12 protein-coding genes are annotated in these 11281 nt (G+C 60.9%); 8 read left to right on the plus strand and 4 right to left on the minus strand.

The window, feature by feature from the left end; genetic code table 11:
* Nucleotides 1-114: 114 nt before the first annotated feature.
* The 4 genes from HWE17_RS13600 to HWE17_RS13615 all read right to left on the minus strand — a co-directional run bounded on the left by HWE17_RS13600 (nt 115) and on the right by HWE17_RS13615 (nt 3133).
* Complete coding sequence (locus HWE17_RS13600) at nt 115-459, minus strand: DUF1840 domain-containing protein (RefSeq protein WP_034749443.1); 345 nt, start codon at nt 457-459, stop codon at nt 115-117.
* Between the two features lie 180 nt (nt 460-639).
* A complete protein-coding gene (locus HWE17_RS13605) occupies nt 640-1185 on the minus strand; it encodes a hypothetical protein (protein ID WP_217916779.1) in 546 nt (181 codons plus the stop codon).
* A gap of 64 nt (nt 1186-1249) precedes the next feature.
* Entirely contained in the window at nt 1250-2770 is a 1521-nt protein-coding gene (locus HWE17_RS13610; protein ID WP_176389109.1) for a YifB family Mg chelatase-like AAA ATPase, read from the minus strand.
* 114 nt (nt 2771-2884) lie between these two features.
* Nucleotides 2885-3133: an accessory factor UbiK family protein gene (locus HWE17_RS13615; protein WP_035824443.1), complete on the minus strand. Its 249-nt coding sequence runs from the start codon at nt 3131-3133 to the stop codon at nt 2885-2887.
* Nucleotides 3134-3403: 270 nt separating this feature from the next.
* On the opposite strand from HWE17_RS13615, the gene HWE17_RS13620 reads away from it, so the two are divergent.
* The 8 genes from HWE17_RS13620 (at nt 3404) to ptsP (ending at nt 11193) form a co-directional block, all read left to right on the plus strand.
* Complete coding sequence (locus HWE17_RS13620; protein WP_176389110.1) at nt 3404-4171, plus strand: TorF family putative porin; 768 nt, start codon at nt 3404-3406, stop codon at nt 4169-4171.
* 11 nt (nt 4172-4182) lie between these two features.
* The gene (locus tag HWE17_RS13625) at nt 4183-4521 is read left to right on the plus strand and encodes a P-II family nitrogen regulator (RefSeq protein WP_010393464.1); all 339 of its coding nucleotides are present in this window, start codon (nt 4183-4185) and stop codon (nt 4519-4521) included.
* A gap of 11 nt (nt 4522-4532) precedes the next feature.
* Nucleotides 4533-6068, plus strand: a complete 1536-nt coding sequence (locus tag HWE17_RS13630) for an ammonium transporter (RefSeq protein ID WP_035824447.1) — start codon at nt 4533-4535, stop codon at nt 6066-6068.
* 204 nt (nt 6069-6272) lie between these two features.
* Nucleotides 6273-7571: a glutamate--cysteine ligase gene (gshA, locus tag HWE17_RS13635; protein WP_034784679.1), complete on the plus strand. Its 1299-nt coding sequence runs from the start codon at nt 6273-6275 to the stop codon at nt 7569-7571.
* A gap of 97 nt (nt 7572-7668) precedes the next feature.
* A complete protein-coding gene (gene gshB, locus HWE17_RS13640) occupies nt 7669-8625 on the plus strand; it encodes a glutathione synthase (RefSeq protein ID WP_035824449.1) in 957 nt (318 codons plus the stop codon).
* A 14-nt stretch (nt 8626-8639) separates the two neighbouring features.
* Complete coding sequence (locus tag HWE17_RS13645) at nt 8640-9044, plus strand: PTS sugar transporter subunit IIA (RefSeq protein ID WP_035824452.1); 405 nt, start codon at nt 8640-8642, stop codon at nt 9042-9044.
* Nucleotides 9045-9136: 92 nt separating this feature from the next.
* Nucleotides 9137-9406: an HPr family phosphocarrier protein gene (locus HWE17_RS13650; RefSeq protein WP_010393142.1), complete on the plus strand. Its 270-nt coding sequence runs from the start codon at nt 9137-9139 to the stop codon at nt 9404-9406.
* A 44-nt stretch (nt 9407-9450) separates the two neighbouring features.
* Complete coding sequence (gene ptsP, locus HWE17_RS13655) at nt 9451-11193, plus strand: phosphoenolpyruvate--protein phosphotransferase (protein WP_035828605.1); 1743 nt, start codon at nt 9451-9453, stop codon at nt 11191-11193.
* Nucleotides 11194-11281: the final 88 nt, after the last annotated feature.

Consider the following 11281-nt stretch of genomic DNA (forward strand, 5'->3'; position numbering starts at 1 on the left):
CTTTGCGCCGATGATAGTGCTGCAACCAGTGTGAAAGTAGGTTATCGTCAGGCTTGTTATATAAAAAAACCCCGCTAGGTGCGGGGTTTTTTTTCGTCTGCAGCATTCATCGGATCAGATGCCCCAGGTGATGCTTTCATTTTCCGCCTTGGCCGAGCGCAGCATTTCCATCAAAGGGTAGGCGCGCTGCGAAAAATGCACTTTTTGCGCGCGCGCATGGGCGCCCGTTTCACCATCTTCCAGGGTTTCCGGGGTATGCGCATCGTGTTCGATGTCATTTTCCGGATGCAGTTTGCTTTCCGCGACTTCTTTTTCCAGCAGGGCCAGGGCATCGCCCGCTTCGGCAGGCGTGATGACGCCGCGCGTGGGGTTCTTGTGCAGGATGTCGAGGATGCGCTGGGCATGTTCCTGGTACATCAGCACTTCTGGGGAGGATTTGGATTTGAATGAGATCAACATAAGCGCTTTCTGAAACTTGTTGTTAGTGTCGAAACAATATCACGACTTGAAATGTCGCACAGGCCGTCCGTTTGCCCGGATTGCACATTTGCAAGCCGGATAGGTCCATCTGTTGGACAACGCACGCATTTACAAGAGCTCGCTTATCGTGAAAACACCCGTTTAAGCGATTGTTAAGTCTCAATCCAGTTTCACCGAGTCCATGAAGGTGTCGATGGTGTCGCGCGACAGCTTGCTTTCTTCGCCGAGAATGATGATCTGGAAGATGCGTTTGTCCTGCGCCACAAAACGCCCGACCAGCAGGACGGGCTTGCCTTGCTGCATCCCCGTCGCTTCGATGCTCAGCGAGCTGCGCTGATGCGTTCCGGCCGCCGTGCTGCTGGCCGTCGATGCCGATTTTTCGCTGCGCACGGTGCCGTTGATGTTTTTCAACAGGGCAGTCTGCATGGCGGGCAGGGCCGCTTGCGCCTGTTCCGGACTGTCGAGCACGGCGCTGCCGATGGCGAAGGTATTGCCATCGACCTCGCTGGCCGTCATGGTCAGGCTGACTTTCTTGCCATCGAGATCGATCTCGCGTGTCAGCACGGCCGGCTTGCCTGGAAACAAGGCCGTGAACTGGGCGTCGGGGCTGCGATAGTCGCGCCAGTCGAATTTCGGACTGCAGGCGGACAGGACGCTGGCAGCCGCGAGCGTCGCCAGGAAGAGGGCAAGTGATGTTTTTTTCATCAGCAGATGGTAGCAGCGCCGCCACTCACGCGCAATCGCGCACGTGTGGCGGGCACCGGCCACCTTATATTTCACGCAGCACGCGCCGATACTGGATCGCTTCGGCGACATGTGGCGGTGTGATGGCCGGGCTGCCCGCCAGGTCCGCGATGCTGCGCGCCACGCGTAATACCCGGTGGTAGGTGCGCGCGGACCAGTGCAATCGCGTCATGGCGCCATGCAGCAACTGTTCGCCATGCGTTTCCAGCCGACAATGCTGTTCGATTTCCGTGTTGCTCAGCCGCTGGTTCGTTTTTCCCTGGCGTGCCAGCTGCAGGGCATAGGCTGCCGCTACCCGCGTGGCGATGGCTTGCGTGCTTTCGCCGGCGCCGGCACGCCGCCCCAGCGCCGCGGGCGGCATGGCGGCCACTTCAATTTGCAGGTCGATACGGTCGAGCAGCGGGCCGGACAGGCGATTGTGATAACGCAGCACGGCGTCTGGCGTGCAGCGGCAACGGCCGGAAGCGTGGCCCAGATAGCCGCACGGGCAGGGATTCATGGCGGCGATCAACTGAAAGCGGGCGGGAAACTCCGCCTGGCGGGCCGCCCGTGAAATGCTGATCACACCCGATTCCATGGGCTGGCGCAAGACATCGAGCACCCGGCGCTGGAATTCGGCAATTTCGTCGAGAAACAGCACGCCGCAGTGGGCCAGCGAGATTTCGCCAGGCCGCGGCACGTTGCCGCCGCCCACCAGGGCTACGCCGGACGCCGTCTGATGCGGCGCGCGATAGGGGCGCCGTTTCCAGTGCTCCACTTTGAAGTGGCCGCCCAGCGAATGCACGGCAGCCGATTCCAGCGCCTCTTCATCACTCATGGGCGGCAGCACGCCGGGGAAGCGGCTGGCCAGCATGGTCTTGCCTGCGCCTGGAGGGCCAATCATCAGGACGTTATGGCCGCCTGCCGCCGCCACTTCCAGCGCCCGTCGCGCTTGCTGCTGCCCTTGCACATCGGCAAAGTCGGGATAGGGAAAAGCGTGCGCCGCCAGCACGGGCTGGTGGCGTTGCAAGGCCGTCTGGCTGGCGTGCGCGGCAAAGTGCGCGCAGACCTCGAGCAGGCTGTGGGCGGGATAGATGCAGGCATCGCTGACGAGGGCCGCTTCGTCCGCGTTCGCCCGCGGCAGGATGAAGGCGCGTGGTGCGCCCAACTGGCTGCGCTGCATGGCAAAGGTCATGGCCAGGGCGCCGCGGATGGGGCGCAGCTGGCCTGAGAGCGACAGTTCGCCCGCGAATTCATAGTGGTGTAATTGGTCGCCCGGCAACTGGCCGGAGGCGGCCAGGATGCCCAGCGCAATGGGCAGGTCGAAGCGGCCCGATTCCTTGGGCAGGTCGGCCGGCGCCAGATTGGCCGTGATGCGCCGCGCCGGCATCTCAAAGCCGCAGTTTTGCAGCGCGGCCCGCACGCGGTCGCGCGATTCTTTTACTTCCGTATCCGGCAGGCCGACAATCGTAAACGAAGGCAAGCCATTGGCAAGGTGGACTTCGACACTTACCTCGGGCGCCTCCATGCCGGACAGGGCGCGGCTTTTCAGGACGGCCAGACTCATCAGACTCCCCTGTAGCGCGGACGCGGGCAGTATCAGTCTAGCGCTTGAAACGGCATCAGGCTTGAGGTATGCCAGCAAGGCCGCCGATTACGGCGCCCTGCATACAACAGCGGTTCAGGCTTTTGGATCGTTCAGGCGCGTTTCCAGTTCGATCAGGCGCAATTCCAGTGCATCCAGCTTGGCGCGCGTCTTGGCCAGCACTTGCGCCTGGATATCGAATTCCTCGCGCGTGACCAGATCGAGGCGGGCGAAGCCCTGGGTCATCATCGATTTCACGTTTTTCTCGATATCCTTGGCCGGCGAGTTTTCGATGGCTTGATGGATCTTGCCTTGCAAGTCGTTAAAGAAGGTATTCATGTCCATGGTCAGTCCTTTTATGGTGCGGCCTGTGCATCGCACCATTGCGGTGCACAGCGGCGTTAATCTGGTGCGAAACTGGGCAAATTCACAATGCTTCAGCAGCCCATACCCGCATGCCGACAGGCTTGCAGGGTATGTATGGCCGGAAACGCACCTGTCAAGGTGGCAAGTGAGCTGGCACGTATTCTGCTAAAGAAGGTATGAACGCTTTGTGATCTCCAGCCAAGATTTTAAACCTCAACCGCTTTAAAAGTTCAATAAAAGGGAATCGCCATGAAGAATCTGTCCAAGAACATGACTTTAGCTGCAGCGTTGACGCTGGCCATGACCGCCGTGTGCGGTAGCGCCATGGCCCAGGATGCAGTGGCGGCGCCTGCTGCGGCCGAAGCCGTGCCTGATAACGTGGTTAGCTACAACGTGGCGCTGACCAGCGACTACCGTTACCGCGGCATTTCGCAAAGCCGCTTGAACCCGGCCATCAGCGGGGGTGCCGACTATACCCATAACCCGACGGGCCTGTATGTGGGCACCTGGCTGTCGAGCATCAAATGGATCAAGGATGGCGGCGGCGATACCGATCTGGAATGGGATATCTACGGCGGCAAGCGGGGCGAGATCAGCAAGGATTTTACCTATGACGTGGGCGGCCTGTACTATTTCTATCCCTCGAATGGTCTGAGCACCAATGCCAACACCTTCGAGCTGTACGGCCAACTCGGCTACGGCCCGATGTATATCAAATACTCGCATTCGACCACCAATCTGTTCGGTGTTGCCGACAGCAAGAACAGCGGCTACCTGGACGTGGGCGCCAACGTCGAGGTGCATGATGGCTACATGCTGAACCTGCATGTGGGCCGTCAGAAAGTCGAGCACAACGATTCCCTCAGCTACAGCGATTACAAGATCGGCGTGACCAAGGACTTTGGCATGGCGACCGTTTCCCTGGCTGCCGTCAAAGCCAACATCACGTCGCTGGCACCGAATGGCAAGAATCTGGCGAAATCGGGTCTCGTGCTGACCGTGTCCAAAACCTTTTAAGCGAGACTGCCATGAAAATGATTACCGCAATCATTAAACCGTTCAAATTGGACGAAGTACGCGAAGCTTTGTCGGCTATCAATGTGCAAGGCATAACCGTCACGGAAGTCAAAGGTTTCGGCCGCCAGAAAGGTCACACGGAACTCTACCGTGGCGCCGAGTATGTCGTTGATTTCTTGCCAAAGACCAAGATTGAAGCAGCCGTCGATGACGCTATTGTCGACCAGGCCATTGAAGCGATCGAAGGTGCCGCGCGTACCGGTAAAATCGGTGATGGCAAGATTTTCGTCTACAACCTGGAACAGGTCATCCGCATCCGTACCGGTGAAACCGGCAACGAAGCGCTCTAAGGGGAATATTGATGCATAAAAATATAACAAAATTGCTAGCCGGGATAGCCTGTCTGTGTGCGTTTGGCGTTGCCACGCCGAGCTTTGCCGATGCGCCCGCCAAGACGGAGGCGGCCACGACCACGGCCGTCGCCGCCCCTGCCGTCACGCCGGTGCCTGATGCAGCGCCTGCCGCCGCCGCGCCGGCCCCGGCCGCTGCCGCGCCAGCCGCCGCGCCCGTCGCCAACAAAGGCGACACCAGCTTCATGATGATCAGCACCTTGCTGGTGATCTTGATGACCATCCCCGGCCTGGCCCTGTTCTACGGCGGCCTGGTGCGCTCGAAAAACATGCTGTCGGTGCTGATGCAAGTGTTCATGGTGTTCGCGCTGGTCATCGTGCTATGGTGTATCTACGGCTACTCGATCGCCTTCACGGAAAAAACCGCCTTCTTCGGTGGCTTCGACCGCCTGTTCCTGAACGGCATCTGGGATCCGGCCAAGGGTACGTTTGCCGCCGCCGCCACCTTCAGCAAGGGCGTCGTCATCCCCGAGTTCGTCTTCGTGGCCTTCCAGGGCACGTTTGCCGCCATCACCTGCGCACTGATCGTCGGCGCCTTTGCCGAGCGCGCCAAGTTTTCCGCCGTGCTGGCCTTCGTCGTGCTGTGGTTCACGTTCGCCTACTTGCCAGCGGCCCACATGGTGTGGTTCTGGACCGGTCCTGACCTGATCACCAACGCCGCCACCTCGGCCAGCGAAGCCCTGAAGGCCGGCTGGATCTGGCAAAAAGGCGCGCTGGACTTCGCCGGCGGCACCGTCGTGCACATCAACGCCGCTGTCGCAGGCCTGGTGGGCGCCATCATGATCGGCAAACGCGTCGGTTACGGCCGCGAATCGATGGCACCGCACTCGCTGACGATGACCATGATAGGCGCATCGCTGTTGTGGGTGGGCTGGTTCGGTTTCAATGCCGGTTCCTCGCTGGAAGCAGGCGACGTGGCTGCCCTGGCCTTCGTCAATACGCTGTTGGCCACTGCTGCAGCGACCCTGTCGTGGGTATTTGGCGAATGGATCAGCAAAGGCAAGCCTTCGATGCTCGGTGGCGCATCGGGCGCCGTGGCCGGCCTGGTGGCGATCACCCCGGCGGCCGGCTTTGTCGGCCCGATGGGCGGCCTGGTCATCGGCTTGCTGGCCGGTGTCGTCTGCCTGTGGGGCGTGAATGGCCTGAAACGCCTGATCGGTGCCGACGATTCGCTCGACGTGTTCGGCGTGCATGGCGTGGGCGGCATCCTCGGCGCCCTGCTGACGGGTGTGTTTGCTGCGCCACAACTGGGCGGCCAGGGCGTTTTCGACTACGTCACCAACAAGATGTCGGCCGATCCGTACTCGATCGGCCATCAGGTGTGGGTGCAGGCGCAAGCGGTCGGCACCACCATCCTCTGGTCGGCCGTGGTCTCCGTCATCGCCTATAAACTGGTCGACATCGTCATCGGCCTGCGCGTACCGGAAGAAGAAGAGCGCGAAGGCCTCGATATCACGAGCCATGGCGAGCAAGCGTATCATGGTTAAATAGCAATCATCTGGCATGCCAGCGCCCCGGCGCGGCATGTCCGGCTGGAAAAGGCGCCTCATTGAGGTGCCTTTTTTTCGTTGTGGGAATGTAAAAGGTCTTTAAAACAAGGCTTTTGCCCCGATTTGGGGTACTTACACGGTAATATAGTCGGCAGTTCTGTGTGCTTTTTTGAATACTGCACATAATTTAAGGATGTAACTATGGTTCCCCATCTCGTCACGGCCCTGACCGGACCGCTGCTCGACCTCGAAAAAAAGATTCTGGCCGCGACGCCGGCCATTGAGCGCTGGTTTCGCATGGAGTGGCAAGAGCACACGCCGCCCTTCTATTGCTCGGTAGACTTGCGCAACGCCGGCTACAAGCTGGCGCCCGTCGATACGAATCTGTTCCCTGGCGGTTTTCATAATCTGGCCACGGAAATGCTGCCCCTGTCCGTGCAAGCGGCCATGGCCGCCATCGACAAGTATTGCCCGGACGCCCGCAACCTGCTGATCGTGCCGGAATTGCACAACACCACGCCGCAGTATCTGCAAAACGTGGCGCGCCTGATGCAGATCTTCCGCCAGACGGGACTGCACGTGCGCTTCGGCTCGTGGTCGCCCGAGATCACCCAGCCGACACCGCTGGCGTTGCCAGATGGCAACATGCTCGTCATCGAGCCGCTCGTGCGCCTGAACAATGGCCGCCGCCTGGGCTTGAAGGATTTCGACCCGTGCACGATTCTGCTGAATAACGACTTGTCGGACGGCATCCCCGATATCTTGCAAAATATTCATGAGCAAAGCCTGCTGCCGCCCTTGCATGCGGGCTGGGCCTTGCGCCGCAAGAGCAACCACTACACGGCCTACGATGAAGTGGTGAAAAAATTCGGCAAGATGATCGATGTCGACCCGTGGATGCTCAATCCCTTCCACGCCAAGTGCAGCGACGTCAATTTCCAGGAAGGCGAGGGCGAAGATGCGCTGGCCGCCAGCGTCGACGTGCTGCTGGCCAAGATCCGCAAGAAATACAAGGAATACGGTATCAAGGAAAAGCCGTTCGTCATCGTCAAGCCCGATGCGGGCACGTATGGCACCGGCATCATGACGGTGCGCGACGCCAGCGAAGTGCGCGACCTGTCGCGCAAGCAGCGCGAAAAAATGTCCATCGTCAAGGATGGCCAGCTGGTGACCGACGTGATCATCCAGGAAGGCGTGCCGACCTTTGAAAGCATCAAGGATGCCGTGGCCGAGCCCGTCGTCTACATGATCGACCGCTACGTGGTGGGCGGTTTCTATCGCGTGCATGCGGAGCGTGGCGTGGACCAGAACCTGAACGCGCCCGGCTCGCAGTACGTGCCGCTGGCGTTTGCCCAGCAGCACGCCGTGCCGGACTTGAAGGCCAAGCCGGGCACGGCCGCGCCGAACCGCTTCTATGTGTACGGCGTGGTGGCGCGCCTGGCCTTGCTGGCCGCATCGCTGGAAATGGAGCGCACGGACCCGAATCCCGAGGTGTATTGATCCATCACGGAGGCTTGCCAGGCGCGGCGACTACCGCGCCTGGCGATCTCGGCTAGAATCAAGCATTCCTTATCCAGGCTCCCCGATTGGACGCACCATGAAAATTGCATTCCTTGCCGACCCGCTGGCAGGCTTCAAGACTTACAAAGATTCCACCTTCGCCATGATGCGCGAGGCGGCCAAACGCGGCCACGCCGTGTATGCATTCGAACAGAAAGACATGGCGCTGGAAGAGGGCATCGTCACGGCATTGGTAAAACACATCGAGCTGACCGGCGACGAACACGACTGGTACAAGGTGCTCTCCACCGAGGAAGTGCGCCTGTCGACCCTGGACGCCATCATTGAGCGCAAGGATCCGCCGTTCGACATGGAATACGTGTACGGCACGTATCTGCTGGAACTGGCGGAAAAGCAGGGCGCTTGCGTCTTCAACAAGCCGTCCGCCATCCGCGACAACAATGAAAAGCTGGCCATTGCGCAGTTTTCCGAATTCACTTCGCCGACCCTGGTGACGTCGAACGAAGCGCGCCTGCGCGCCTTCCATGTCAAGCACCAGGACGTCATCTTCAAGCCGCTCGACGGCATGGGCGGCACGGGCATCTTCCGCGTCAAGGCCGATGGCCTGAACCTGGGCGCCATCATCGAGACGCTGACGGACAACGGCGCGCAAACCATCATGGCGCAGCGCTTTATCGCCGACATCGACAAGGGTGACAAGCGCATCCTCGTCATCGGCGGCAAGCCGGTGCCGTTTTCGCTGGCGCGCATTCCGCAGGCCGGCGAAGTACGCGGCAACCTGGCCGCCGGCGGCACGGGCGTGGCGCAGCCATTGACGGCGCGCGACCTGGAAATCGCAGAAAAGCTTGGGCCGATCCTGGCCGCGCGCGGCCTGATGCTGGTAGGATTGGACGTGATCGGCGACTATCTGACGGAAGTCAATGTCACCAGCCCGACCTGCTTCCAGGAAATCATGCAGCAGACGGGTTTTGACGTGGCGGCCATGTTTGTCGACGCCGTCGAGCATGGCGTTGCGCAAGCGCAGCAGCGCTAGAAGGTGAAATGACTATGGTAGGGATTTTGCTCATGACACATGCACCGCTGGGACAGGCCTTCATCGCCGCCTGTGCGCATGTGTTTCGGGGGCCAACGGAACGGTTTGAAGCCATCGACGTCGTCGCCGACCAGGATCTGGCCGAAGTGCAAAAGCTGGCGTCGGACGCCATCTGCCGCCTCGACGACGGTTCCGGCGTGCTGGTGATTACCGATGTGAAGGGCGGCACACCGTCGAACTGCTGCAACAAGCTGGCCGATGCGGGTCGCGTGGAAGTCATCGCTGGCATCAGCCTGCCGATGTTGCTGCGCGCCATCACGTATCGCCGCGACACGCTCGACGTGGTGGTGGAGATGGCGCTGGCCGGTGCGCAAAGCGGCGCCGTGCGCGTCGATAACCGCATTCGCGTGGGCGAGTAAAGAGTGACATGGCCGCCGCCCTGAAGGCGGCGGATTTTATAGGCCAAGGCTGGCAACAATGCAGTGCATTCAGGGATAGAGACCATACAAAAATGATTCAAAAAGAACTCGAAATCATCAACAAGCTGGGACTGCACGCACGCGCCTCCGCCAAATTTACCCAGCTCGCCGCCAAGTTCAAGAGCGACGTCTGGCTGACCCGCAACGCGCGCCGCATCAATGCCAAGTCCATCATGGGCGTGATGATGCTGGCCGCCGGCAAGGGCGCGAAAGTGACGCTGGAAGCCGAGGGCGATGATGAGCAGGCATGTGTCGATGCGCTCACCGCCCTGATTAATGACAGGTTTGGCGAAGGCGAGTAATGCTCGCCGAACGCAGCCGCAGCCGCATTCCGACAGGTCACCCCATGGCATCTTTCACGCTCCACGGCATCCCGGTCTCCCGCGGCATCGCCATTGGCCGCGCGCATCTGCTGGCGCCGGCCGCCCTTGACGTCAAACACTACCTGGTCGCCCAGGAACAGATCGAAGCCGAAGTCCAGCGCTTGCAAAACGCCATCGCCGCCGTCCACAAGGAACTGCAAACCTTGTGGAACGAGCTGCCGAAGGACGCCCCCACGGAACTGGGCGCCTTCATCGACGTGCATGCGCTGATCCTGTCGGACCCGTTGATCGCCGAAGCGCCGCTCGACATCATCCGCTCGCGCCACTACAACGCCGAATGGGCGCTGCTGACGCAAATCGATGAATTGTCGGCCCAGTTCGACGAAATCGAAGACCCGTATCTGCGCGAACGCAAGGCCGACATCCAGCAAGTGGCCGAACGCGTGCTGAAAGTCTTGCTGGGCACGGAACAGCTGCTGCCAAAAGCGGCCACGGCGGATGAGCTGGTGGCGCAGATGATCGTCGTCGCTCACGATATCTCGCCGGCCGACATGCTGCAGTTCCGCGACCGCTCCTTCATCGGCTTCATCACCGACGTGGGCGGGCAGAACTCGCACACGGCCATCGTCGCGCGCAGCCTGGATATCCCGGCCGCCGTCGGCATGTCGCAGGCATCGATGCTGATCGACCAGGACGACTGGCTGATCATCGACGGCGACGCCGGCGTCGTCATCGCCAACCCCAGCGCCCTGGTGCTGGAACAGTACCGCGAGCGCCAGACGGCCATGCAGCGCGCGCGCAAGAAGCTGGGCAAGCTGAAAAAGACGCCGGCCGTGACCAAATGCGGCACGCCCGTCACCCTGCTGGCGAATATCGAACTGCCCGAGGATTGCGCGTTTGCGCTGGAATCGGGCGCCAGCGGCGTGGGCCTGTTCCGCTCCGAATTCCTGTTCATGGGCCGCGCCCACAAGATTCCCACCGAGGACGAGCAATTCGAGGCTTACCGCAACACGGTGCAGTCGATGAAAGGGCGCGTGGTGACCATTCGCACGCTCGACATCGGCGCCGACAAGCCGCTCGACCAGGCCGACCATACGGCCTTGAATCCCGCGCTGGGCCTGCGCGCCATCCGTTACTGCCTGGCCGAGCCGCAACTGTTCCTGACGCAGCTGCGCGCGATCCTGCGCGCCTCGGCCTTTGGCAAGGTGCGCATCCTGATCCCCATGCTCGCGCATGCCTTCGAGATCGACCAGTCGCTGGCCATGATCGCGCAAGCGAAGGCCAGCCTGCGCGAGGAGGGCGTCAAGTTCGACGACGAGGTCGAGGTGGGCGCCATGATCGAGATCCCCGCCGCCGCGCTGGCCTTGCCCATGTTCGTCAAGCGCATGGATTTCCTGTCGATCGGCACGAATGATTTGATCCAGTACACGCTGGCCATCGACCGCGTCGACTATGAGGTGGCGCATTTGTACAATCCGCTGCACCCGGCCGTGCTGCAACTGATCTCCATGACGATCGCCGCCGGCCACAAGGCGGGCATCGATGTGGCCGTCTGCGGTGAAATGGCGGGTGACGTGAAGCTCACACGCTTGCTGCTGGGCATGGGCTTGCGCGAGTTTTCCATGCACCCGGCGCAGCTGTTGGCGGTCAAGCAAGAGATCCTCAACAGCGATCTGGGCCTGATTGCGCCACAAATGCGCAAAATTATGCGTTCCATGGAACCAAATGTGATCGCGGAAGCCGTACAACAGTTGCAGCTCATGTAAACTGTCACCTATCAGCATCAGGACACATCGCGCGCGGCAAGAGGTGTCCTGATGCTAAAGTTGCAGCACCTATCATCGCGGTGCTGCA

It is taken from the genome of Janthinobacterium sp. BJB401 (genome assembly GCF_013372745.1).
Lineage (GTDB): Bacteria > Pseudomonadota > Gammaproteobacteria > Burkholderiales > Burkholderiaceae_D > Janthinobacterium > Janthinobacterium rivuli.